Source organism: Streptosporangium sp. NPDC000095 (assembly GCF_042899335.1).
Classification (GTDB): Bacteria; Actinomycetota; Actinomycetes; order Streptosporangiales; family Streptosporangiaceae; genus Streptosporangium.
This window is the reverse complement of record NZ_JBIAZS010000003.1, coordinates 157,251-179,321: the sequence shown is the minus strand read 5'-3', so window position 1 is coordinate 179,321 and position 22,071 is coordinate 157,251. Positions and strand designations below refer to the sequence as shown.

Genomic DNA, 22,071 nt, shown 5'->3' with positions numbered 1-22,071 from the left:
TGCCGTGCCTTTCCGACCGTACGCCGGGCATGCCGCGCGCCTCCTGTCGTGTACCGGGAGCGCAGGGTTCCTCCGGAGCGTACGCCAGGTCACAGCAGGTATCCGGCGCCCGGCACGGTGTGGATGCACGGCGGGTCGCCGAGCTTGGCGCGCAACCGGCTGACGATGACGCGGACCACGGTGGTGAACGGGTCGGCGTGCTCGTCCCACGCCGACTCCAGCAGCGTCTCGGCGCTGACCACGGTACCGTTCGCCCGCATCAGCACCTCAAGCACCGCGTACTCCTTCAACGACAGCCTCAGGAAGCGTCCGTCCCGGGAGACCTGCATCCGCTGCGGGTCCAGCACGATCCCGTGGCGTTCCAGCACCGGTGGCAGCGCTGCCTGGCTGCGCCGCCCCAGGGCACGTACCCGCGCCACCAGCTCGGTGTAGTCGAAGGGTTTGGGCAGGTAGTCGTCGGCGCCCAACCCCAGGCCCGCGACCCGCTCGGGGATCGACGCGGCCGCGGTCAGCATCAGGATGCGGGTGCGTGCCCCGGCTCGTACCAGGTCCCGGCAGATCACGTCGCCGGATATCCCGGGCAGGTCCCGGTCCAGTACGAGCACGTCGTAGTCGTTGACGGTGAGCCGCTCCATCGCGGCCTCGCCGTCGTACGCGACGTCGACCGCCATCGCGTGCCGCCGCAACCCCATGGCCACCAGGTCTGCCAGGTCCCGCTCGTCCTCCGCCACCAGTATTCGCATGATCGAAGTCGTATCCGACGACCGGTATCAGCGGCGTTAACGCCCGTGCCACACCGTCGACCGCCGGGGTGACCGCGCGGGGGTACGCCTCGTCATCGCCCGGCACCCGGCACCCGGCACCCGGCACCCGGCAGACCCTACCTCTCGGTCCGGGACATGGACTCGCCTCTGACGAATCCGCCTTCCCCTGGAGGAAGCCCTCGCCCTATCTCCGGGTACGGCGGCGCTCAGCCGAGGTCGTGCCACTGCCGGAGCGCGTCCCGGTGCTCCTGCCGGCCGACCGCCACGAGGTTGGAGCGGTAGAGGCCGATCGCGTCGGGGGCGTCGAGGTCGGCTCGCGTACACGACCGCAGGACGTTGTTCAGCTCGTCCACCAGGAAGACCCAGGGATAGCGGGCGAAGACGAGGTCGAGGAGTTCGCTCGTGTCGCAGCCGCAGTTCGCCTGGAGTTCGGGGTGCAGTTCGAACAGCAGCGTCGGCAGGGCGGTCAGGGTCTGGGCCGCACCCTGCAGCACGAAGCCCTCGTACCCCTCGACGTCGATCTTGATGATGTCGGGTGGGCCGAGGCGATTGTCGGCCAGATAGGCGTCGATCGACGTCATCGGCATGGTGATCGTCCCCGCGGACGTCCCGACGTTCGCCGCCGCGGCCGAGTGCTTGCCGGACTGTTCACCCGACAGATGCACCGTCAACTCTCCGGTCGACGCCCCCACGGCCACCGGCTCCACGGTCACACAACCGGTCAGATCGTTGCGCTCCACGTTGCGCCGCAGGTAGGCGAGGTTCTCCGGCACCGGCTCGAAGGCGATCAGACTGCCGCCCCGCGAAAGGTGCGTCCCGCCGGTGCAGGCGTAGACGCCGATGTTCGCCCCGACATCGAGGATCGAACGACTGCACGCGGCCAGCCGCTCGAAGACGCTCACCTCGAACTCCTCGTAGTATCCCGCCGAGATCGAGGGCATGATCGTCGCGTCCCACACCGGGCCGGTGAGCACGACGCCCCGGTAGCGCGCCTCGGCGTCGCGATTCCCGGTGGTGACCCCCAGCCGGAACACCGTGTGATAGAGCCGGTTGACCAGGGGGAGACGCCGGACGCTACGGCCGCGCAGCAGGGTGCGGGTCACCCGACTCCTGTTCGCCGCCCTCGCCGCCCGCATCACCCCGATGGCGAGATCCTGCCGCAGCCTCTTCAACGACATGACCGTGACGTGACACCGACGCCGTTGTGTCGAGGGACGTCGGTGAAGAACGTTTCGACGTGGCGTGCGTGGCGAACAACGGGCCGATCCTCGCCAAAGGTCCGCGGTGTCCGAGTCATCCAGGGTCTCAAGGAGCGCTGCCGCCTTCCGAAATAGATCCGGGTCTCTTCTCGCTCCCCCTGCCCCGGTATGCCCCTTCGACACCGACCGGGGCAATGCGGCTCGTTGACCCTGCCTTCGACCGCCGACGCGAGCCGATAACCGGCCCATCGAGATCGAGGCCGCTGGTGGGGCCCGAATCCACCGACCTCCCGCAACGGCCGCCCCGCCGTCGGCGCACCTGTGTCGGCGTCTCAGCCTTCCTTGTCGCGTTCCTCGTTGTCGCCGCGTCGACGGAGCACTCGCTCGGTGATCCCGCCGGAGAGCCTGCCGGTCACCGATCTGGCTCGGTCGAAGGTCTCGTTACCGAGGCGCTTGGCGGTATTGACGCCCTCCGCTCCCGTCTCGAGCACCTTGTCTCTCGCCTCCGCGGCCGCGTCTCCCCATCGTCTCGCGTCCAATGACTGCCGCCCCCGCTCGATCCCGAGCCGCCCGTGGAAGTCGACGACGGCGATCGCGACGTGGTTGCTCGAATGCACCACGGCCGGGGAGGCGGTCGGGTGCAGCAGCACCTTCGTGTTGGCCGCGTCGGCAGCCGCGGCGACGCGGGCCATCAGACGCTCGGTGCTCCGTGAGATGAGTTCCATCCGGTTCTGCCGGGCGACCCGGAGTGCGAGGCGATGCCGGTCCAGCTCGTCCGGAGACGCGTCGAGCACACGGTCGAGTTCGAGCACGGCGATCGCGTCGTGCAGTTGGAGGCAACGAGCCAGAACGGCGAGCCACTCCCGAACCGCGACCTCCGCCTCCTTGGACGCCTTGGCCAGATCACCGATCTTGGTCTTGTTCTCCATCTTCTCGGCGAGCGCGTCGAGTCGGCGCAGCGCGTAGGCCTGGGTTCGCGCGATCGTCATCGACATGGCCTGCACCTTCGACCACGTGATCTCGGAGACCCGGCCCACCTGCTCCCGGACGGTCATGGCCTCCTCGATGACGAAGCCCGCTCCGATCATGTCCGCCAACACCACGTCCTTCTGGGCGCGGAGCACATCGTCGACTTTCTCGTCGATCGCGGCGAGATAGTCGGTGATCTCGTTCATGGCCTGCTGCATCGCGAGCTGCGCCATGAGCACCCCGACATTGGCCAGAAGCGCCGGGTTGGTCGAACGCAGTCCGGGCGTTTTCACGAATTCGAGGATTCCCTTGAACTTGCTGTTCTCCGTCAACACGGCACGGTCGACGCCCGGACTCGAACCTTTCATCAGCTTGTACTTCTTGAGAGCCTGCGCGGACTCCTTGGTCAACTTCACCCAGCGGCCCGAGTTGGCGGCGATCTCGGAACCCACCTGCGCGACTCCGGCCGCGGCGCCGAGGGTGGATCGGAGCCTTGGCAGCCCGAGATCCTTCGACGGCAGTCCTTCGGAGGCGAGGAAGCGTTCGACGGCCGCCGGACTTCCGATGACCGCCAGGCCGTCGCCGTCGCTGATCAGCTGAATGTCGTCATCCATCATCGGCTCCTGAAGTGGCTTTCCGTGGTCGAGGGCGTGAGCGGATCGTTCGCGCCTTCCGAAGTCACGGAGAAAAGTCCTCGTCGATTCCGAGCTTCGGCACGCCGTGTCCTCCGGGGATTCTCATGTGTGCAGGCGCCCTACAAGAATGCTCGCCCCGGTCAGTGGCGATCAGGGCTTTCCGGAATTTCCCGGAACCGGGGGCTCCTGCCTTTTCCGTACGGCGAACGATGTCGGCGTCGCCGGGGCGTCATCGATCTTTTCCGTACGACGAAGGACGTCGATGTCGCGGAGGCGTCATCGGTCGTCGAGAGCTTCGAGGATCGCGCGAACCTTACCGGCTTCCGCGTGCTGCGGGCCGTACTTCCGCTCCAGGTCGCCCAGCAGGTCGCCCAGCGTGCGCCTGGCCTGGGTCCGATGACCCGAACCGAGTTCCACCAGCCCGATCTGACGCCGGAGTTCGAAAATCCGCTCCTCGTCGGCACCGAACCGCCTCTCGTCGGCGAGGAGCTCGCGAAACTGCGTCAGGGCGAGGCTCATCTCCCCCACCGCCGCGTGGCAGTTCGCCTCCATCAACCGGCATCGCAGTGCGAGGTTGTTGCCGGGTCCCTCCACCTGGGCCACGTCGATCGCCAGCCGGCGGAACTCGGGCGCCGCCCGGCGGTAGTCCCCGCCGAGGAAGAGCGCCTCGGCGAGCTCGATCCGCAGGTCCACCACCTCGGAGCTGGCCGAGCCGAACGACCCCTCGGCGGGGCGCATCACCTCCGCGAGCACATCCGCCGCCTGGGTGAAACGGGACTCCACCTTGAGCTTCCTCGCGTCCCTGCGGGCACGCTCAAGATCGTCCCCTCCGATCTGCGCCGATTCCGCGGCGAGCCTGATCCGCGGCGGCCGTACCGGATCGGCGGGCCGACGGTTCCGGTTCGCTCCCATGGGGGCGACGCGTCCGACGACCGCGGCGTACATGCGCACCGGGTGCGGCGCGTCCAGGTTCACGTAGCCGGGAAAGGGCGGCAGTTCGCGGCAGAAGTCCAGCAACCGCTCGTAGACCACCCCCGCGTTGGCCGGCCGTTCCTCGGGTGACTTGGCGAGTAGCCACAGGACGAGCCGCTCCAGACCTTCTGGGATGCCCTGCCTTCTGGCGCGCAGCGGCCGGGGCGGGACGTCCGTGTGGTTGCGCATCGAGGCGAGCGCGGTGGGGGCGGCGAACTGGTTCTCGCCCGCGAGCATCTCGTCCAGGATCACGCCGAGGGAGTAGAGATCACTCTGCGGACCGGCGATTCCGGTCATCGCCTGTTCCGGTGCCATGTAGGCCGGCGTGCCGAGTATCTCTCCCGTTCTGGTGAGCCGGGTCGTCTCCGTACCGGCCAGCGCGGTGGCGATCCCGAAGTCGAGTACCTTCACCGTGCCGTCGGGGCAGAGCACCAGGTTGGCGGGTTTGAGGTCGCGGTGCACCAGGGAGTTGGCGTGGGCCACGGCCAGCACCGAGCAGACCTGCGCGGCGATCGCCACCGCCCAGGCGACGGGCACCTGTGTCTCGTCGAGAAGCGAGGAGACGGGGGCGCCGTTGACGAGTTGCATGACGAGGTAGAGGTCGTCGTCGTGCGATCCGCAGTCGTAGACCGTGGGGACCCCCGGGTGCTCAAGCCGGGCGGTGATCCGTGACTCGCGCACGAATCGTCTTGCGAGCTCCTCGTCCTCGCGGCCGTCGGGCAGCTTGTCGATCCTGATGAACTTGATGGCGATCGGCCGGTCGAGGCGGTTGTCGTAGCCGAACCACACCTCGCCCATTCCTCCCGAGCGACGCGAGAGAGGGTCCAGCTCGTAACGGGCTCCGATGATCGTCCGCCTGCTCACAACCGCCCGCCGTCTGGATCAGGGGCTGCCTGTTTGTTTTCGACCGGTCCGGCGGTGATTTCGGGTGACAGATTAAGCCCTTGCCGTCTATCCCTTAAGTCCGGAAACAGGCCTTCCTGATCATTTACCACGCCCGCCGACACCTCTCGCGGAGTTCATGCCTCAGTCGTTCACTGAAACAAACTTAGCCCCGTTTTCGGCACGTCTCTCAATGTCTAAGCAGACATAAACGACATTGACGGATATATGAGGATATTTTTTATCCAGAACTCTCTACACCGCTGCCGCCAACCCGACATCGCGGCAGCCCGGCGCCCCGGTCACCTGCGAGCCGCCGGTTCAGCCAGAGCCCGAATCGGCCTCGGGCGCGGGCCGTTGTCCCGGACACGGCGCCCCGATACCGATCTGCACCCGGTGCAGCTCACCGTTCCCGACTCGAACATCTACCGGAAGACAGGCAGCACGCCGGACGGTGTAGCCACCCGCGAATGCGAGCCATTCCTTGTCCGAGTCGCAACGATCGACAATCACCTGGTCGCCCAGCGGCTCCGGCCTGCCCCATTTCATCCAGAACCGGTCCCGAAAATTCTCCGGAACGATCAGCTCGACAAGCTCGCCCCGCCGTACGAGCAGCCCTTGTTTCGCGAACAATCCCGTCTTCCCGTCAGGCAGCTTCACCTCGCCGGCCTGCAGGGCATGTGATCGATCACGGCTCGTCGGCAGCGCCACCGCACCACCGATGATCTCGAACCCGGCAGGGGGGACCTGCTCTCCGCCGACCGTCGCCTCACACTCGACGGTTACCGAGGTAGCGGGCGAGGACGAGGCCGGCACGCCGGTTTCCTGCCTTGCCGGAGAGGCGTCGGGAGTGCAGGCGACCGCGCCCAACGCCAGAATGAGGACGATCTTTCTGATGCGCACCCCCGTAGGGCCTCGGCGTGGGTCAAGTGGCCGGAACGACGGTCTTGGTGAGCTGCTCCGAGATCCGCCAGACGCGCTCGGCGTCCTCCGTACCGCGTAGCGGAGAATACATCCGCTGCTCGGCCGGTGCGCCGCCCAGGTCGCCGAGGCCCTTGGGGCCGTAGAGGACGCCGGGCTTGGCGTCGGGGTCGGTCGCGGCCATGAGCGCGGGCAGCATCGCGGTCTCGACGGTGCCGACGAGGATGCCGCGCGCCGAGAGCGCGCGGATCAGTCGGACGCCACCGGTGTCCTTGTCGCGGTTGAGCTCGGGGCGGGCGGCGAGGAGGCTGGTGGGGGCCACTCCGGGGTGGGAGAGGTTGCTGGTGATGCCCCATCCGTGGGTCTTGCTGCGACGGTCCAGTTCGAGACCGAAGAGCCCGAACGCGATCTTGGACTGCCGGTAGGCGCGCATGGCGTCGTAGTCGCGTTCCCAGTTCAGGTCGTCCCAGTTGATGCCGCCGCGTCTCACGGCGATGCTGACCTGCGACGTGACGCGGGCACGACCGGCGCGCAGCAGCGGGAGGAGGTGGGCGACGAGGGCGAAGTGGCCGAGGTGGTTGGTGCCGAATTGGAGTTCGAAGCCGTCCGCCGTGGTCTGCCGGCTCGGCGGGGTCATCACGCCCGCGTTGTTGATCAGGATGTGGATGGGCCGCCCCTCCTCGCGGAGAGTCTCTCCGAGGGCCTGGACCGACGTGAGCGACGACAGGTCGAGGCCGCGCAGCGAGAGCTTCGCGTTCGGGAGGTTCCGGCGGATCGCGGCGATCGCGTTCTCGCCCTTGCCGAGGTTGCGGACGGGCATGACGACCTCCGCGCCGGCCGCGGCGAGTCGCGCGGCCATGCCCAGCCCCATGCCGTCGCTGGCGCCGGTGACGAGCGCACGCTTTCCTGACAGGTCCGGAATGGTGATGTCGATTGCTTGACGCGACATTGCTCTGCTCCCTGTGGTGTCGTCTCGGATCCACGGTCCCGGAGGCGGCGTGGATGTTCCAGGGACCACCGATCCATGGATGCGGCCTCGCCCACTTCGGAAACCTCGAAAACCTCCGAGACCTCCGAGACCTCCGAGACCTCCGAGAGGGGGATCGACGGTCCGTGGTTGCCGTCGCGCGAGGACGATAGAAACGGAACAGCACCGCGAGCGGAGGGAATGCCATGATCGATCGCGCCGGGCTGGCGGAGTTCCTCCGAAGCCGTCGAGAAGTGCTGCAACCCGAGGACGTCGGCCTCCCGCGCGGTCCCCGTCGCAGGACGAACGGGCTACGGCGCGAGGAGGTCGCGACGCTGTGCCACATGTCGACCGACTACTACTCCCGCCTTGAGCAAGAACGCGGACCGCGGCCGTCGAGCCAGATGCTCGCCTCGATCGCCCAGGGCCTGCACCTCTCGCTCGACGAGCGAGACCATCTGTTCCGTCTCGCGGGGCAGAACCCACCCGCCCGCAGCGGGGTCGGCGAGCACATCAGCCCCGGCCTGCTGCGCATTTTCGACCGTCTGGACGACACTCCCGCGGAGATCGTCACCGAGCTCGGCGAAACCCTGCGGCAGACCTCGATGGGCGTCGCGCTCACCGGCGACACTACCCGCTACGCCGGGCCCGCCCGCAGCCTGGGATACCGGTGGTTCACCGATCCGGCCGCACGGGATCTCTACGCGCCGGAAGAACATCCGTTCCTCACCCGGATGTTCGCCTCGGGACTGCGCGAGATCGCCACCCTCCGCGGCCCCGGATCCCGAGCCGCGCATCTCGCCGACCTGCTCCTCGCCCGCAGCGACGAGTTCCGGCGCGTGTGGGACGCCCACGAGATCGGGATACGCCCCCACGAGGTCAAGCACTTCGTCCACCCCGAGGTCGGAGCCTTGGAGCTGACCTGCCAGAGACTGATCGACCCCGACCAGGCCCACTCGCTGCTCGTCTACACCGCCGTTCCCGGCAGCGAGAGCCACGACAAGCTGAACCTGCTCTCCGTCATCGGAGCCCAGACCCTTCACTGAAGCAGTCGCGCCCCGAGCCCGAAGGACGGTTCGCTATGTGACGATGCCGACATCCGCGAACGGCGCGGACACCGGCAGATCTCTTCGCCGGTACATGGATCAGGTCCATCCAAGGCGAGCCGTGTCCGGAGAATCGGAGAAGAGGAAAGACTGAGGGATCGCCGACCCCAGCGATCGTCATCCGGGATTGTCAGGCGAACTAGGGTTGCGGGTCGGCGGCGCGGAGTAGCGACAGCAGGCCGTTGATGGCCGCGTACTGCTTGGGAGAGGGCGGGTCGGCGGAGAAGTGCATGAGGTCGTTACGTGCCTGTCGGACCCTCTCTAGGTAATCGAGGAGGATCTGCTGGTCAACGTTCCAGCCCAGCCTCTCCCATCGCTCCTGGTCCTTCAACAGATGGAAATAATTACCAAAGGTGAGATCTGTGGCCTGATGAACCTTGGACTTCTGATGTGATGGCACCGCCTGCTTGAGGTCATCCACGCCGAACACCTCTGCCGCTCGGCGAAGCCTGTTCTCCGCCTCCTCGATCAGGATGAACGGCCGCGCGTGGTAGCCGAACTGGCGGGTCAGATCAGCGGCCGTGATGATCCCGGTCACCCTCGATCGATCGGCACTCCGGACGAAGATGTATCCCTTGTCGTAGATGGTCTCTATCTGGTCGAGGAGAGGCGCATCGTGATCCACGACGACGGCGGACGTCAAAGCCTCCTTCAGCGCCGGATCGGCGGAGGCGACATGCGCGTGGCCGATCGACTCCCAGCTGACCGCACCATGGAAGGTCCCGTCCTCGTCGATCACGGCCAGCTGAGAGAAGTTCTCCGTCAGCATGCGGGTTTTGACATATCTCAGCTCTGCCGATCGCGGCACCGATACGAGCTGCGCCGGGAGGCTGCCGATCCGGAGCGTCACAGGTTCGAGCTTGTCGACATCCGCGGTGTCTTCGGTGTCTTCGGCGGCGTCCACGACCGCATCGGGCTCCGCGACGATCCGCACCAGAGCGATCTCGGTGTCCACCGACCCCTCGGTGAACGGCGGCTGAGTGGTGAGGCCCTGGGCCGCGAGATCAGACTTGATCGTTTCGATGACCGCGCCGGTCCGGCGTGAGGTTCCCCAGTGTTCCAGGAGGCTGCGAATGGTCAGCTTCCTGGGATCCTGCGGACTTCGCGAAACGGCGTCCTCCAGGAGTTCGGCGGCCGTGGTGATCTCCTCCTGCCCCTCCACCCCGGGGTCGACGCCGTGTTCGGCAAGGTAGGCGATTCGTCGTGCCGCGTCATTGCGGCTCAAACCACAGACCGTGAGAAGGGAGGTGGTGCTCGCACGCAGGTCGGACTTGAAGACATCCCGGGAAAGGTCGGTGCGGATCCAGTCGACCCTGCGGACCTGCCGGAATCCCGACGCCTCGTCCGGGCGGTATTCGTAAGGGCCGATCACCCTCCCTATCGCGACCTTCTTGGGATCCCGCTTCCTGGGCATCACCACGAGGTCGCCTTCCTGGATCTCCTTGGAGAATCGCCAGAGTTGCCCGGTCCAGTTGGCGATGACACCCGGCGAACTCTTCGGATAGGCGCGCTGCACCTCTTCCTTCAGATCATCCCGGTGCACGTAATGCCCGATATCTCCGAGTTCGCGCCAACCGATGACCGCAAGCCCTTCAGCGAGCGCCTTGTCCTCTTTTCTATCCTCCAACTCCTCGTTACCCTCACCGTCCCGGCCACCGCGGATCAGCCATGCCAGCGGCTCATTCTCTCGCCGCAGCTTCTCCCCCATGATTGATCTCCCTTCGGTTGCCTCAAACGAGAGTTTCCAAAGGCTCTCCGAACCAAACCGATATGCCATCGGCTGGAACGAGGAGGACAACGAGCATTGAGGTCCGCCGGGCGATCGCGGACCGGATTGTGGCTCTTCGGCCGGTCCCGGCCCGCACCACTTCACGGGCACCGGCGTGGTTCGGATCGGTCGTTCGTTTCCGCCTCGCCACTCACTGCCGGTCGTGGCGGTTGTCGAGCAGGTGGGTGAGCAGGCCCATGGTGGCGGCGCCGGCGGCACCGCCACTGAGCAGGGCCGCGGGCCAGGTGGCGCCGGTGGCCAGGGTGAGCGCGCAGGCGATGGCCGCCACCAACGCGGTAGTGGTCAGGGTGAGCAAGACAGGCACGGAAAACATCGTCACTCCGGGAAGGACGCCGGAATTCCGGCGGTGTGGTCATCGGCCCAGAACGCGATGAGCTCGGTGTCGGTGAGTTCATCGCTGGGACGGCAGGGCGGCGTGCGCCCGGTGATCAGGGCCCAGACCGTCACCAGCAGGGTCAGCAACTGGTCGTCGTCGTGAGCCCACGGCGAGGGTGGGGAGCCCTGCCGGGTGCCGGTGACACGGAGCGGAGAGGTCAGGGCACGCGAGACGGCGAGAGCGTGCGGCATGGACGTCTCCTTCGTGGTCGGCGGGATTGAGATCAACAATGAGGGCGCCGTTGACCTAGCCGCCACCGGTTCAACCGCCTTCGGACAACACCGGAGTAAATGACTCCATATGGGCTAAAAGCGCCCCCTCTTTCTCTGCGGTTCTTCCGGTGCGGCTGATTTGATCATTGATACGGCTCGCCTTTCGTAGATCGACGACCGTTGGCGCGCACCCTGCTCCGGTTGTCTCCGAAGGGATCCGCTTCGGTCCGGATCGCTTCGAGGTCGTCCGGTCTCATCCGGACTCGTCCGGAGTCCGTAAGCGCAGGTCAATTACCTGCCAATTCCGGACAAGGTAGAAAATGCGATCCCCACCAGCTTGACCGCCCGTTAGTGCCAATATGACTCCAGCTACTACCTGTAGATCACGGATCACTTATTTCGGCTAAGGCGATGGTGGAAGAACATCGTGACGCGGCGCTTCGCGCCTTCGTCGACCAGCTCAACGAACTGCGCGACCTGGCCGGCTCCCCGGCGCTGTCGCGCCTGCGTACGATCTCGAAGCTCATCTCCGAAGACAGCCAGGACCGGATTCTGGCCCCCAGCACCACGCACGACATCTTGTCCGGCAAACGCAAGCACGCCCCGCCCTGGGAGTGGGTGTCGTGTTTCGTGGCCGCGTGCACGATGGCCGCCGACCGGACCGGCCTGGACGTGCGCCGCATGGGGGACATGCAGGTGTGGCATCAGCGATGGCTTATGGCCCGTGACGCCCAACCCGATCCCCCCTCACCTCCCAGGCGGCCGATCACAGCTCAGGCCGCCCCACCCGAGTCCGTGCGCCCTCTCCAGCAGCGACCCGCCTCCGCGCCGGCGCCTCCGGTGCGGGCAGATGTGCCTCGCCGCCCCGCCACTCCGACCGGCTTCGCGCCTCTGCCCGAGGATCGGCAACGGCTACTGGAGATCTACGGCAGGATCGGTACCCGCCTGCTGGAGCACAGCCAGGAGGGCAACGTCGAAGACTGCATGCGCCTGGCGGTCATCGCGTTGCTGAGGGGCTGGCCTCCAGAAGCGCTTCATTGGCTGCGTCGAGCCAGCGATGCCGGGCAGACCGACGCGGCGGGCCTGTTCAACCACCCTCATCGCCTGCAGGTCGCCACTGAGCTCGCCTGCCGCTACGGCCGCCACTACCAGTGCTTCCCCAGCAAGCTCAGCGTCGCGACGTTCTTCTACCGCCTGGCCGCCAACCACGGTCACGCCGAGGCCGCCTACCGCCTCTCGATGATCCGCCAGACCAAGGAGGAAGAAAGAACAGCCAACAGCTCGATGGACCCGGTGGTCACCGACGAACCTTCGCCGACCACCGTTGAGCCGACCACTGACACCCCGCCCACTCGGTTTCCCCACGATCTGGACAAGGTGCTGCGGTTGTGCCTGATCAACGAGGGCGACGAGCCCACCGCGGAGCCGTCCTCGCCGGCTGTCGGCGTAGGACTTCAACTACAAAGGAGACAGGCTGATCATCGTGTCGAAGACGCTCCCGTAGGGAACCCGACCTGACACGACGAAGCCCTGAACTGCCTTCGGATGGGATCGCGCTGCGACTGGGGCGAGTGAGATAACGGATATGCGTCATCGTGGTGGACTGCCGTCCTCGGGCGGACGATCCATGGAGCCCTCATGACATGCTTCTCGTCTCATCCAGTGCCGGTGGCGGGAAGCAGGACAGATGCGGTTACAGCGGTGGTGGTTGACGGCCGCGTTGCTCGCGCTCCTCCCCTCGGTCATGGCCTGGTTCGGCAGCGACGCCATCGCGAGCACCGGTCTCTTCTACTACGACTTCCACGTCAGCGACGGGATCGGGATCTTCCCTCTGGCGCAGGGCCTTGGTATCGGCTATCTGGGCTCTGTCGGCGTGGACATCATGCAGGTGCTGTGGGATGCCGAAGTCGTCGTGCTGGCCTTCGCACTCCCCGTACCCATGGTGGCCGTGGCGGCCTTGCTCCGGCGAAGGTGGCGGGATCGAACCACCCTCGTCCTGGCGGTCTTCCTCGGAATTCTCGCGGTGGTCAACCTCGCCGCCAACATCGTCGGCCCCTGGTCGGACCTGACCCAATGCCCGCCGACCGATCCCCTGTCTCTTCCCGACCAGTACTCCTGTTACAGGAACGGCACAGGGACGGGTATTCCACCCTTCTTCTACAGTCCTGCTTACGCTTTTGCCGCCCACACCCTGGTCGAGATCCGTCGCCGCAACCTCACTGACGTTCCTCGTCGCCCTGAGGCGCGAAGCGGTGTCGACATCGTTGACTGACATTCGATGTTCATCCTGCGGCGATAGCCATCTCCAGAACTTGGACAAAAAAGCTTGTCCAGCGAACTCCGCCATCCATATGACAGACGATTTGGAACTCTACGATCTTCTTGATGAATACGACCTCGACAGCGAGGATTTCGGCTTCCGCGCGACTTGGTGCGAAGGCCTGACCTGCGAGGAGGCCGCGCGTCGCCTTCGAGCAGACCTTGACAGCGCCTACGCCTCCACCGTCGACGAACTGATGCACGAAGAAGGAGACCACGACTTCGATGAAGGCGCGGTCCTCATCGGTCCGGCCGGAGCCTGGACAATGATCCTGCAGCTCAACGGACTGGACTGCACTCGGTATTCGACACTTGAGGCATTGTCCGCCGGAGCCGGGCGAGCGGTTGGAATCGGCTGGAGCGTCAATGGTGACGAGCGGCTGATCTACGCAGAAGATGGACGTGTCCTGGTCTCAATGGACTTCACGTTTCCAGAGGACCGCAGCGGGCCTGATCGCCAGGCGCTCGACCCGTATATGGAAGGGCTTGTTCTCGGGTACGAGGAGGGGGCCGATGTCGAGGAGAGCATCGACGCCGCCTTGACCTTGATCGGCCGAATGACCGGACATCCCATCGATCGCGACTGGATCGAGGCCCGCCACACGTTCTACGTGATTCCCCGAGACGCCTGGGCCTTCCAGTCGTAGGAGCGGGACGTCACGGCCCGCCAAAGTCGGGGTGTCCTACGGCGCAGAATTCGACCTCGGTAGAGAGAACGGCCGCCTCACCTGGCCAACCGCTCAACGTTGCCATACCGCATCAGAACCCGGAACCGTCGGGCCCTGGGTACCCTGCCGCTTCAGTAAGCGGTGAAACCGTCCGTCGCGGTGCGGCAGAAATCGCGGAAGCGAGTCAGCCACGCGACCGTCGCGGAATAGTTGTGTCCGAGGTCGTCGCGGTGGAACTCGTAGGTGTCGGGTTCCGTGACGATCGATCCGTCCAGGAGGACTCGGCCTTCGGCGGGAGCGGTCGCCAGGTAGGTGTCCAAGAAAGCGGCGATCCGCCGGGCCTGCTCACCGGTCAGTTCCACGGCGATGTTGTAGCCCAGCATTTCGGCCGTGTCGGCGTCGAGGAGACCGGATCTCTCCAGTAGTTCCAGAGTCGGTCGCCAGTTCCACGCGTTGACGTCGAGCGACTCGCCACCCGGGGTTTCGAGCGTCCAGGACATCGGCCCATCCTATCGAGACGTCAGGTGAACGTACGGGATGGCGGATTCGCACGTCAGAGCTCTTCAGAGGGCAGGTGTCCACCAACTTCAGCACTCCCCTGCCCCTGCTGCGACGTCATGCTTCCGGCGCATTGACCGGCAAGCCGTGTGACCATTCCCGGCGCGGTCGCGTCTGCATGTGACGTGACAATCGAAACCGTTCGGGGGGCGACATCATCGAGGAGCTGTACCGCGAGCACTGGCCGCTCGTGTGCGGGTTCCTTCTGCGCAGGACCCGCGACCCGCATCTCGCCGAGGACCTGGCGCAGGAGACGTTCATCAAGGCGACCAGGGCACTGCTCGGCTGGCGGGGGGAGAACGCGGCGGCGTGGCTGCTCACGATCGCGCGTAACACCCTGGTGGATCACGTACGCAGGAGCCGCCGCGAACTCGCCCTCCCGAATCCCGACGAGCTGGGCGTGCCGCCACTTCACGTGGAATCACTGGACGTTCGCGACGCGCTGGAGCGGCTGCCCGAGCAGCAATACCGGCTCCTCACGCTGGTCTATTTCGAGGGCTTCTCGATGGTGGAGGTGGCCGCGATGACCGGCAGGTCGCACAACTCGATCAAAACCGCGGTGTGGCGGGCGAGAGCCGCTTTCGCCGACCTCTACGGGAGAGCCGATGAACATGCCTGAGATGCCAGACCTGCCAGACTTCGACCCCAAGCGCACCCGGCGTGCGGTCCGGCGAGGACTCTTCAGGACGGTCGCCATCGTCCTGGCCGTCCTGGCGCTGCTCGCGGTGGCGGCGACCGAGGGCTCGTCCCTGCTGCAGACCCGCGGCGACCGGGAAGACCGCATGCAGGCCGTGCTCGGCACCGCCTTCAAGATCTACAACCCGGCCTATACGGTGACGATCGACCCCTGCTGCCAGACCTCGCCCCTGTCGATGTCGTTCGAGGTGGTGGCACGTCCCGTAGGACCTGTCGGAGCCTGGCCGGCCGGGGGCGAGTCGCACACGATCGGTCAGGACTTCTTCGGCCGCGTACGACGCCTGCCGCTGGGCCACACCTCCAACACCAGGCTTTCCCAGTCCCTGTTCAACGTCGGCACCAGGCTGGCGCCCAAGGACGAGGTGCGCGCGGTGCTCGCCCGGCTGCCCGCCGACCTCAGCGCGCTCGCGGTGGTGGAGTTCGAGCAGCCACTCGGCGAGGCGGATCTGAAGGCGTTCACGAAGCGGCACGGCTCCTGCGCCGAACGGATCGTGTACGAGCGCAGGCCCGGCTCCCTCCCGATCACCTGGGGCTTCGACTACTGGACCGACCCGATGGAACTCGGCATAAGCGGCGACATGACCGAAGAGATGTGCGGTGGCGGCCTGCCGCAGTTCCGCGACTGGGTCGGCCGGCTGCGTGACCACGACGACGCGAACCTGCGCTCCTTCGATCTGTCCCTGAACCGGCTGCGCGAGGCGGCCAAAGCCGGACTCGCCTACGGCTATGTGGACCAGCTCAGCTCGGTCCGCGAGCTGCGGGAGTTGCTCAAGGACCCGAGGGTGCGCACGATCCGTCTGGCCGACGTGGCGTTCAACCTGGACCGGCCTCGCCCCTGACACGCGTCCCCTCGGGCAAGCATTCGGATCACGGCGAGACCCATCCGTATGACACCGCCGGCCGGGCACCTCAACGCCGCCACCGGTCGCCTTCAAGCCGCCCAACGCGAACCCTTCGTCGACCTCTACGGAAGCGACACGGTCGTCGTGCCGGGAGACGAGGTGAAGGCGAAGGTCCTCGCCTTCTACCGGCACGACTACGAGCGGGCCGGAAGCAAGAGCGGCCCGTGGACTCCGCCCGACCTGCCCGATCCCGGCTTCCCTCAGACGGGGATGGTCGCGATCCTCTTCGACGAGGAGGACGGCCTCGGCTTCCACCCGGACTTCGACCTGCTCCAAGAGGTCTTCGCCGACCCCGCGCTCATCGCCCGCGGCCGGTATCGCGAAGTGGTCAGCGGATATCTGCACGGCGACGACGTCAGCCCCCGCATACTGCAACGCCTCGCCGCGAAGGACCCCGGCAAAGCGAGCGAGATCTTTCGGTTCCGGTCACCGTGCTAGACGAAGGCCGTGACGCCCTCGTATTCCGCTGTCGGGGCGGCACCGGCGGCCTCGTACTGGAGCAGTAGCAGGCCTTTCGCCGTCACCTCGTGGCGGACGAGTCGAAGGCCGACGGGTCGGCTCGGCTGGTCGAACAACCGCCGTCCGGAACCGGTCACGGCCGGGGCGACGACGAGCCGGAGCGTGTCGACGAGGCCCGCCGCCAGCAGGGCGTTGCCGAGCCGGGCACTCCCGTGGATCTGGAGTTCCCTTCCTGGTCGTGCCTTGAGTTCCCCGACGGTCTGGATCGGGTCGCCGCGAAGCACGGTCGTCGGATGCCAGCTCCCTTCGGTGAGGGTGTTGGTCACCACGTACTTCGGCAGTGCGTTCATCCGCGCGGTGTACGGGTCGTCCGGGTCGGTGATCTGCGGCCAGTCCCGGGCGAACGCCTCGTAGGTTCGCCGCCCGAGCAGCAGGCCGTCGGCGAGGTCCAGCCAGTCGGAGGTACGCCGGACGAAGAGTTCGTCCAGGTGGGGCACGAGCCAGCCGCCATGGGTGAAGGCGTCGCTCGTGTCCTCGGTCGGCGAGCCGGGCCCCTGGCTGACCCCGTCGAGGGTGACGAACTCCGTGAGAGCGATCCTCACCGTACGGCCTGGCTCTCCGCGACCACGGCGAGCTGCTTGACGACCGAGCCCACGCCGTCGAAGAAGCCGAGCTCCTCGTGACGGGCACGGGCGGCCGGATCACCGTGCCGGACGATCATCCGGTACTCCGTGCCGTCCGGATGATCGCTCAGCGTGACCTCGGCTGTCATGAGCACCGGTGCGGGACTCGCGGGGCGCCAGGCGCTGTCGATCGCGTTCGTGTACACGATCCGCTCAAGCTCGTCGACGACGAGGAAGCTCGCGTCGAGGTGCGGGACGAAGCCGACCCCGTCCTCGCTCATTCGCGTCACGAGCGCGCCGCCGGGCCGGACGTCGAGGCGGTCGACGCGGCACACGGTCGGCGCCGGAACCCACCACTGCTCGAAGAGGGACGGATCGGTCCACGCGCTCCACACCGCGGCGCGGGGAGCGCGGATGACCCGCTGCAGGAGCAGGTCGAGATCGGGGTTCACGGGTGTTTCTCCTTCGGATCGGTGACGAGGCGTTCGAGCCGGTCGGTGCGCTCTTCCCAGACCTGGCGCTGCTCTTCGAGCCAGCCGTCGACGAGGGCGAGACGGTCGCGGTTGAGCACGCAGGTGCGTACCCGGCCGAGCTTGACCGTGCGGATCAGGCCGTTCGCCTCCAGCGTCCGCACGTGCTTCATGAAGGAGGGAAGGGTCATCGGGAACTCGCGGGCGAGATCACCAACGCTCGTCGGACCGCGGCCGAGGCGTCGGATGACACCGCGCCGCGTCGGGTCGGCGAGAGCGACGAACACACCGTCGAGCTCGGCCGAATACTGTGCCATGCGGCTAAGTATTGCCCGCCCCTAATACTTAGCGCAAGAGCAAAGTATTGCCAAAGGTCCGCTGCCGGACATCGAGGAAGCGGATCGCCTCGGCGAGTTCGCGCAGGGCCGCCTCCAGCAGGGTGGTCTCGGAGTCCTCCAGGTGACCGCCGGGCAGCAGTCGTCGATCCAGGGCGACGGCCTTGGCCATCGCCGTCTCGGTGCCGATGCTTGGCCACCGGGCTGGTGGGGTTTCTTCTCCCGGCCCCACGCCCGGCCGTCTGCGTTCTGTCGCCGCCGTCCTCTACGCTCCGATCCCGTTGATCAATGGGCGGCGGCAGGAAGGCGGGTCCGATGGCGTGGCTGCTGCGCGGTTGCGATGACGAGGTGTGGGTGCAGTTCGGGGAGCTGGGGGTCTTCTTCGAACGCAGCGACGGCGATCTCCTGCTGGAAAGTCCTGACGGCGAGAATCACCTTGCAGACATCCGGCTGGAGGCGTGGGATGGGCGGCCTTCTGATCCCGGGGCTCCGTGGTTCCTGCTCCAGGACACCACCATCGAAGGCGGCACCGGGTTCGTCACCGTGGGGTCGTTGGCCGAGGAGGCGAGCCGACAACTGATCATCGGCCCACCGCACTTCCTGTACGGCGTCACCGCGCACACTCAAAAGGGCGGGGATCCGCCGGAGTTCATCTCTGAGGAGCAGTTCGAACGGGCGTGGGAGGAGCGCACGCCCGAGCGGTGGCTGATCAGGTTCTGGCCGATTCGAGACGTCTTCGATCCGGCCCGGCACGCACGTCCCGACAGGGCGGACGGCCAGCAGGCGCGCCCGGTCGAAGTGCCGGTCTCTACGGCCGAGCACTGGCCCGCGGCGCGGATCGGCCGTCGGCAGGCGGCCTTGAACAAGCACCTCGTCCGCCAGGGAATGACCATGGCCGACTTCCTGACGGCCCAGGGGCTGGCGCCGGACATGCCCTTTGACCGGTGGCAGGCGGCGATGGCGGAGCGGGAGGTGCCCGACATCGCCGAACGCGAGGGATGGCCGCACTGGCTGACCGAGCTCGTCAGCAAATACCCGCAGATCGCCGGCCACTGGCACCACCTGCCGGAAACGGTCGAACAGTGGGCTCCCGAGCAGCGTGAGGAGCGGGCCCGAGACCTTGCCGCGCGCCTACACACCGCCGAGGTCCTGAACCCGGACGACGTCACCTTCACCGCCGACGTCCAGGCGTACGAGCCGCAGCCGGGTGGAACCTACCGGGGTTGGCGCTGGGACTACGCCGATCGGCCTGCCCACGAAACCTTCGGTGTTGACCGACGCGTCGTCTGCCACGACATCATGAGCGGAAAGGTGCTGGTCACCGGCGTCGTGACGGTCCTGGGGCACGACGGGCAGAGCGGTTATGAGGTCCGCGACGCCACACCGGCCGAGGCAGCCCGCCTCCGCTGCGCGGAGGCGGCATGGAGCGGGCCGGACGTCGGCGAAAAGCGCGCAATGCGGCTCGGGCCTTGAAGCGGCCAGGAACGGTCGGCTCACTGACGCTGAATCGCTCCGTTGTCGCTCAAGGCCTGATCCTGACGCTTGGGAACATCTGATACTTGATCGGGAGATGGGCATGATCTGGGAAACCGACGACTACGCACACGCGGGATGGGCCGCTGCCGAGTTTTCAGACGGCAGGGTCTCGGTGGGCTCGGAGACAGGCGGTGCCGTGGTGGTGCACTGGGGCCCGGAAGGCGAGGCCGAACCGGCCGGTCTGCTGGACGGCCGGGACGCGGTCGGCTGGTGCGCGGTGTGCGAGTGCGGCTGGCGCGGTCCGCTGTGGGCCCGAGTCGCCACCCCCGCCGAGCACGACACCGCGCGCCGCCGCGTCCACGCCGCCCCTGGCCTGCATGGTGACGCCCCGACGACGTCGAGGACGCTCTCCGCCGCGAGTGGACGGACCACCTGGGGCCGGCCACGTTCTGATCGGCGCCTTGATCGGCGACCGGTTTCCAACGCTGGTGGCCAGGAGCTGGACGGCGGCGAGCTCGCCGTCGGTGTACCAGCGGCGGTGTCGGACGCATGCTCCCGCAGACGTTCGTCAGACGACCGTTGGATGAACACGCCGGACACGGCTACGGAAGGTCGTCTGCGTCTGGAATCCATCGCGCCCGGATCTGCCGCCTGGGACGGCGGCGACTTGGGAGCGCGCGGCCCGGAACAACCGAAGACCATGCAGGCCTCAGAACTCAGCGCAGTCCCGCACAACCGCCCCTACCGATCGTCGCCGGTCACAAAGGCCACGATCGCGCCAATGAAAAAACCCACCGCGGCGACCGTGCATACAACAAGTGAGATGTACAGATATAGCCGAGTCGATCCGTTCTGGAGCATCGTATAGGCGGCCCACGCTGCGACCGCCGATATGGTGCCGCATACGAGGTACTTGGATCGCTCGGTCATGCGGGGTCCTCCGGCCTTTCTCGGTGAACGATCGAAGGGGGCGGCCAGTGCCGAACGGGCGTACTGGAACCACTTCGGGGCTCGCTTTTGACTCGCGACGAGCGGCATCATCGCGGGTCAGGCTTGCGATTCCGAGCTGCTGATTGTTCGCTTTGCGAGGTGGCCGATCAGGGTGGCGACGGGCACCATCGCGGAAGCGGAACCGTTTTTCCTTGTGCAGACTCACCCCTCGGGAGGCGCCGTGATGCTCGTACCGTTCGCCATCAACGTGACCAGCTGGGGTGGGGCGGTAGGCACCGGCATAGGACTGCTGACTCTGACCCTGGTGGAGCGCAGGAGAAAAGCCCGGCGTGAGCAGGAGCGCGTCTCCACTGTGGGGTATGTGCTGGGCTGGCGCCTGAGTGACGGCAGCTTGCACAGCGGTACGGCCTCGGCCAATGCCACTGAGGCTGAGGTGACCACCGCTGCCCGGCGGAAGTCGTTGGAGGTTGACGTGATGGAAGCGTGGGTTTCCTGGCGTACCCATGACGGCCACCGGGTCCGGCGGTCCTACGCGGACGGAGGACGACTGTGACTCGGCGGCCATCATCGCGCGTACGGGCGTAGGTTCAGTTATGGATCGGGCAGCCGCCCGGAGCTTCGCAGGCGCACTCTTCGAACAGCACAACTCAGCATTCAAGAGTGCGCCAGCGCTCGGGCCGCTTGACCGGGTCGATGCTCCGGAAGTTCTGGATGCTCCGGACCTCACCGTATGAGGCGCGACCGTCGGCAACGCAGTTGATCGGAGTGAGCGCGAACTGACGGCCACCGTCGTTGATGACGAGCTGCTTGTGCTCTGCGCCGATCCGGATATCAAAGGTAACGGCGTCGCGGCTGGTTCCAGCCTTGATGTTCAGCGCCCCCCCTTGCCGTAACTGTCCTGACTCCGGGGATTTAATCCCATTAGAACCGACATATCCAGTTCTCCTTCTTTGTTTCCCACCGACCTGGGGCCCGTCTCGTCATCAGTACGTCCGAATGAACCGGCCCGGTCATGGAGTGGGCGACGCCTGCCATCCTCGGCGACAGCACCACCTGCCTGATCTCCACATGTTCTCGTCACCCCTGGAAGCTTCCAGGTTCCCGGATCCCCGCCGGCGTTCGATCATTTGATCGAGTAACCGCCTCCCGACCAGACAGGTAGCACGCCGAATCGATTCCCCCGTCATTGGAAACGCAGGAGAGAAGGAAGAGATGAAACCATCCCGTCGTCTGGCAATCGCCGGCAGTTTGCTGCTGGCCGCGACCGTGGCGCCGTTCGCCGGCATCCAGGCCGCTCAGGCCGCCGTGTCGTGCGGCTCCACCACCTTCACCACGGATCCCACGGTCACCCACAAGGGGGCGGGTACCCCCTCGCAGAACAACGGCCTCACCTCGTTCCGTGGCCGCGTGTTCCAGCTGCGCACGGAACCGATCTTCGACTACAGCCAGGGCAACATCGCCTCCGGCTACAAGTCGGGCGACAAGGTGTGGATAGACGTCTCCGAGAACCAGGGACAGAGCTGGACCCAGTGCGGCCCGTACTACCGCGACCGGACCTACTTCTCCTACCACAAGGGGAAGTGGATGCGCGTGTGCGTCAATGTCGACGGCATCACCCAGTGCGCGACCAACGGCAACAAGACCGGGCCCGGCGGAAGCAAGTGGTGGGACGACTGACCTCGATCCAACAGAACGAACCGGTTCGGTAAATGGGCGCTGTTCCGGCAAGTTCGTCACTCGCCACCATCGAAGCCGATGCCATTCAAGCCGAAACGAGAGCCAGAGCAGCAATAGGACGCTTCATCGACGGACTCCTTTCCGT

The 22,071-nt window shown here is 66.5% G+C and carries 25 protein-coding genes; 11 read left to right on the top strand and 14 right to left on the bottom strand.

Going from position 1 to position 22,071, the window contains the following annotated elements; genetic code table 11:
• Positions 1 to 89: 89 nt before the first annotated feature.
• The 6 genes from ACFY3V_RS09125 to ACFY3V_RS09100 form a co-directional block, all read right to left on the bottom strand.
• Positions 90 to 743, bottom strand: a complete 654-nt coding sequence (locus ACFY3V_RS09125) for a response regulator transcription factor (RefSeq protein ID WP_386209040.1) — start codon at positions 741 to 743, stop codon at positions 90 to 92.
• A 227-nt stretch (positions 744 to 970) separates the two neighbouring features.
• On the bottom strand, positions 971 to 1,942 hold the full coding sequence (locus tag ACFY3V_RS09120; protein ID WP_362901693.1) for an FkbM family methyltransferase: 972 nt from the start codon (positions 1,940 to 1,942) through the stop codon (positions 971 to 973).
• 353 nt (positions 1,943 to 2,295) lie between these two features.
• Positions 2,296 to 3,546, bottom strand: coding sequence for a hypothetical protein (locus ACFY3V_RS09115; protein WP_389771612.1), 1,251 nt, complete (start codon positions 3,544 to 3,546; stop codon positions 2,296 to 2,298).
• Positions 3,547 to 3,843: 297 nt separating this feature from the next.
• Complete coding sequence (locus ACFY3V_RS09110; RefSeq protein ID WP_362901689.1) at positions 3,844 to 5,403, bottom strand: serine/threonine-protein kinase; 1,560 nt, start codon at positions 5,401 to 5,403, stop codon at positions 3,844 to 3,846.
• Positions 5,404 to 5,742: 339 nt separating this feature from the next.
• Complete coding sequence (locus ACFY3V_RS09105) at positions 5,743 to 6,324, bottom strand: hypothetical protein (RefSeq protein ID WP_362901687.1); 582 nt, start codon at positions 6,322 to 6,324, stop codon at positions 5,743 to 5,745.
• A gap of 22 nt (positions 6,325 to 6,346) precedes the next feature.
• On the bottom strand, positions 6,347 to 7,291 hold the full coding sequence (locus ACFY3V_RS09100; protein ID WP_362901685.1) for an SDR family oxidoreductase: 945 nt from the start codon (positions 7,289 to 7,291) through the stop codon (positions 6,347 to 6,349).
• A 224-nt stretch (positions 7,292 to 7,515) separates the two neighbouring features.
• Between ACFY3V_RS09100 and ACFY3V_RS09095 the strand changes: the two genes are divergently transcribed.
• A complete protein-coding gene (locus ACFY3V_RS09095) occupies positions 7,516 to 8,355 on the top strand; it encodes a helix-turn-helix transcriptional regulator (protein WP_389771606.1) in 840 nt (279 codons plus the stop codon).
• 199 nt (positions 8,356 to 8,554) lie between these two features.
• Here the strand turns inward: ACFY3V_RS09095 and ACFY3V_RS09090 are convergent, their stop codons facing one another.
• The 3 genes from ACFY3V_RS09090 to ACFY3V_RS09080 all read right to left on the bottom strand — a co-directional run bounded on the left by ACFY3V_RS09090 (position 8,555) and on the right by ACFY3V_RS09080 (position 10,771).
• Entirely contained in the window at positions 8,555 to 10,123 is a 1,569-nt protein-coding gene (locus tag ACFY3V_RS09090; protein ID WP_389771603.1) for a CBS domain-containing protein, read from the bottom strand.
• Positions 10,124 to 10,334: 211 nt separating this feature from the next.
• Positions 10,335 to 10,508: a hypothetical protein gene (locus tag ACFY3V_RS09085; RefSeq protein WP_386209026.1), complete on the bottom strand. Its 174-nt coding sequence runs from the start codon at positions 10,506 to 10,508 to the stop codon at positions 10,335 to 10,337.
• 11 nt (positions 10,509 to 10,519) lie between these two features.
• Positions 10,520 to 10,771 (bottom strand): hypothetical protein, encoded by a 252-nt coding sequence (locus ACFY3V_RS09080; protein ID WP_389771598.1) that lies wholly within the window; start codon positions 10,769 to 10,771, stop codon positions 10,520 to 10,522.
• A 432-nt stretch (positions 10,772 to 11,203) separates the two neighbouring features.
• Between ACFY3V_RS09080 and ACFY3V_RS09075 the strand changes: the two genes are divergently transcribed.
• From ACFY3V_RS09075 to ACFY3V_RS09065, 3 genes are all read left to right on the top strand, one after another.
• On the top strand, positions 11,204 to 12,310 hold the full coding sequence (locus ACFY3V_RS09075; RefSeq protein WP_389771595.1) for a hypothetical protein: 1,107 nt from the start codon (positions 11,204 to 11,206) through the stop codon (positions 12,308 to 12,310).
• Positions 12,311 to 12,500: 190 nt separating this feature from the next.
• On the top strand, positions 12,501 to 13,064 hold the full coding sequence (locus tag ACFY3V_RS09070) for a hypothetical protein (protein ID WP_389771592.1): 564 nt from the start codon (positions 12,501 to 12,503) through the stop codon (positions 13,062 to 13,064).
• 91 nt (positions 13,065 to 13,155) lie between these two features.
• Positions 13,156 to 13,758 carry a DUF6461 domain-containing protein gene (locus tag ACFY3V_RS09065; protein WP_389771589.1) on the top strand — a complete coding sequence of 201 codons (603 nt, stop codon included), beginning with the start codon at positions 13,156 to 13,158 and terminating at the stop codon, positions 13,756 to 13,758.
• 152 nt (positions 13,759 to 13,910) lie between these two features.
• Here the strand turns inward: ACFY3V_RS09065 and ACFY3V_RS09060 are convergent, their stop codons facing one another.
• On the bottom strand, positions 13,911 to 14,279 hold the full coding sequence (locus ACFY3V_RS09060) for a hypothetical protein (protein WP_389771585.1): 369 nt from the start codon (positions 14,277 to 14,279) through the stop codon (positions 13,911 to 13,913).
• 212 nt (positions 14,280 to 14,491) lie between these two features.
• Between ACFY3V_RS09060 and ACFY3V_RS09055 the strand changes: the two genes are divergently transcribed.
• Genes ACFY3V_RS09055 through ACFY3V_RS09045 form a run of 3 tightly spaced genes read left to right on the top strand, consistent with a single transcriptional unit; the run spans position 14,492 to position 16,373 of the window.
• Positions 14,492 to 14,956 (top strand): sigma-70 family RNA polymerase sigma factor, encoded by a 465-nt coding sequence (locus tag ACFY3V_RS09055; protein ID WP_362901858.1) that lies wholly within the window; start codon positions 14,492 to 14,494, stop codon positions 14,954 to 14,956.
• 1 nt (position 14,957) lies between these two features.
• Positions 14,958 to 15,872, top strand: coding sequence for a hypothetical protein (locus ACFY3V_RS09050; RefSeq protein WP_389771582.1), 915 nt, complete (start codon positions 14,958 to 14,960; stop codon positions 15,870 to 15,872).
• 48 nt (positions 15,873 to 15,920) lie between these two features.
• Positions 15,921 to 16,373 (top strand): hypothetical protein, encoded by a 453-nt coding sequence (locus ACFY3V_RS09045; protein ID WP_389771579.1) that lies wholly within the window; start codon positions 15,921 to 15,923, stop codon positions 16,371 to 16,373.
• Here ACFY3V_RS09045 and ACFY3V_RS09040 read toward each other — a convergent pair.
• Genes ACFY3V_RS09040 through ACFY3V_RS09025 form a run of 4 tightly spaced genes read right to left on the bottom strand, consistent with a single transcriptional unit; the run spans position 16,370 to position 17,994 of the window.
• Positions 16,370 to 16,996 carry a dihydrofolate reductase family protein gene (locus ACFY3V_RS09040; protein WP_389771576.1) on the bottom strand — a complete coding sequence of 209 codons (627 nt, stop codon included), beginning with the start codon at positions 16,994 to 16,996 and terminating at the stop codon, positions 16,370 to 16,372. The two genes, ACFY3V_RS09045 and ACFY3V_RS09040, sit on opposite strands and share 4 nt — an antisense overlap.
• On the bottom strand, positions 16,993 to 17,469 hold the full coding sequence (locus ACFY3V_RS09035; protein WP_362901669.1) for an SRPBCC domain-containing protein: 477 nt from the start codon (positions 17,467 to 17,469) through the stop codon (positions 16,993 to 16,995). The genes ACFY3V_RS09040 and ACFY3V_RS09035 overlap by 4 nt, the downstream gene beginning before the upstream one ends.
• Positions 17,466 to 17,804 (bottom strand): metalloregulator ArsR/SmtB family transcription factor, encoded by a 339-nt coding sequence (locus ACFY3V_RS09030; RefSeq protein WP_344746984.1) that lies wholly within the window; start codon positions 17,802 to 17,804, stop codon positions 17,466 to 17,468. The genes ACFY3V_RS09035 and ACFY3V_RS09030 overlap by 4 nt, the downstream gene beginning before the upstream one ends.
• 28 nt (positions 17,805 to 17,832) lie before the next feature.
• On the bottom strand, positions 17,833 to 17,994 hold the full coding sequence (locus tag ACFY3V_RS09025) for an NUDIX domain-containing protein (RefSeq protein ID WP_389771571.1): 162 nt from the start codon (positions 17,992 to 17,994) through the stop codon (positions 17,833 to 17,835).
• 143 nt (positions 17,995 to 18,137) lie between these two features.
• On the opposite strand from ACFY3V_RS09025, the gene ACFY3V_RS09020 reads away from it, so the two are divergent.
• The 4 genes from ACFY3V_RS09020 to ACFY3V_RS09005 all read left to right on the top strand — a co-directional run bounded on the left by ACFY3V_RS09020 (position 18,138) and on the right by ACFY3V_RS09005 (position 21,926).
• Positions 18,138 to 19,295 carry a hypothetical protein gene (locus ACFY3V_RS09020; protein WP_389771568.1) on the top strand — a complete coding sequence of 386 codons (1,158 nt, stop codon included), beginning with the start codon at positions 18,138 to 18,140 and terminating at the stop codon, positions 19,293 to 19,295.
• 103 nt (positions 19,296 to 19,398) lie between these two features.
• Positions 19,399 to 20,166, top strand: a complete 768-nt coding sequence (locus ACFY3V_RS09015) for a hypothetical protein (RefSeq protein ID WP_389771565.1) — start codon at positions 19,399 to 19,401, stop codon at positions 20,164 to 20,166.
• A 234-nt stretch (positions 20,167 to 20,400) separates the two neighbouring features.
• Entirely contained in the window at positions 20,401 to 20,802 is a 402-nt protein-coding gene (locus ACFY3V_RS09010) for a hypothetical protein (protein WP_389771562.1), read from the top strand.
• A 659-nt stretch (positions 20,803 to 21,461) separates the two neighbouring features.
• Entirely contained in the window at positions 21,462 to 21,926 is a 465-nt protein-coding gene (locus ACFY3V_RS09005; protein WP_350945083.1) for a hypothetical protein, read from the top strand.
• The last annotated feature ends 145 nt before the right edge of the window (positions 21,927 to 22,071 follow it).

What these genes read in the sequence shown, in the direction of transcription:
- ACFY3V_RS09125 (WP_386209040.1), bottom strand. Translation starts at nt 743, where the DNA reads ATGCGAATACTGGTGGCGGAGGACGAGCGGGACCTGGCAGACCTGGTG.
- ACFY3V_RS09120 (WP_362901693.1), bottom strand. Translation starts at nt 1,942, where the DNA reads ATGTCGTTGAAGAGGCTGCGGCAGGATCTCGCCATCGGGGTGATGCGG.
- ACFY3V_RS09115 (WP_389771612.1), bottom strand. Translation starts at nt 3,546, where the DNA reads ATGGATGACGACATTCAGCTGATCAGCGACGGCGACGGCCTGGCGGTC.
- ACFY3V_RS09100 (WP_362901685.1), bottom strand. Translation starts at nt 7,291, where the DNA reads ATGTCGCGTCAAGCAATCGACATCACCATTCCGGACCTGTCAGGAAAG.
- ACFY3V_RS09095 (WP_389771606.1), top strand. Translation starts at nt 7,516, where the DNA reads ATGATCGATCGCGCCGGGCTGGCGGAGTTCCTCCGAAGCCGTCGAGAA.
- ACFY3V_RS09090 (WP_389771603.1), bottom strand. Translation starts at nt 10,123, where the DNA reads ATGGGGGAGAAGCTGCGGCGAGAGAATGAGCCGCTGGCATGGCTGATC.
- ACFY3V_RS09080 (WP_389771598.1), bottom strand. Translation starts at nt 10,771, where the DNA reads ATGCCGCACGCTCTCGCCGTCTCGCGTGCCCTGACCTCTCCGCTCCGT.
- ACFY3V_RS09075 (WP_389771595.1), top strand. Translation starts at nt 11,204, where the DNA reads ATGGTGGAAGAACATCGTGACGCGGCGCTTCGCGCCTTCGTCGACCAG.
- ACFY3V_RS09060 (WP_389771585.1), bottom strand. Translation starts at nt 14,279, where the DNA reads ATGTCCTGGACGCTCGAAACCCCGGGTGGCGAGTCGCTCGACGTCAAC.
- ACFY3V_RS09050 (WP_389771582.1), top strand. Translation starts at nt 14,958, where the DNA reads ATGCCAGACCTGCCAGACTTCGACCCCAAGCGCACCCGGCGTGCGGTC.
- ACFY3V_RS09045 (WP_389771579.1), top strand. Translation starts at nt 15,921, where the DNA reads ATGACACCGCCGGCCGGGCACCTCAACGCCGCCACCGGTCGCCTTCAA.
- ACFY3V_RS09030 (WP_344746984.1), bottom strand. Translation starts at nt 17,804, where the DNA reads ATGGCACAGTATTCGGCCGAGCTCGACGGTGTGTTCGTCGCTCTCGCC.
- ACFY3V_RS09025 (WP_389771571.1), bottom strand. Translation starts at nt 17,994, where the DNA reads ATGGCCAAGGCCGTCGCCCTGGATCGACGACTGCTGCCCGGCGGTCAC.
- ACFY3V_RS09020 (WP_389771568.1), top strand. Translation starts at nt 18,138, where the DNA reads ATGGCGTGGCTGCTGCGCGGTTGCGATGACGAGGTGTGGGTGCAGTTC.
- ACFY3V_RS09015 (WP_389771565.1), top strand. Translation starts at nt 19,399, where the DNA reads ATGATCTGGGAAACCGACGACTACGCACACGCGGGATGGGCCGCTGCC.
- ACFY3V_RS09005 (WP_350945083.1), top strand. Translation starts at nt 21,462, where the DNA reads ATGAAACCATCCCGTCGTCTGGCAATCGCCGGCAGTTTGCTGCTGGCC.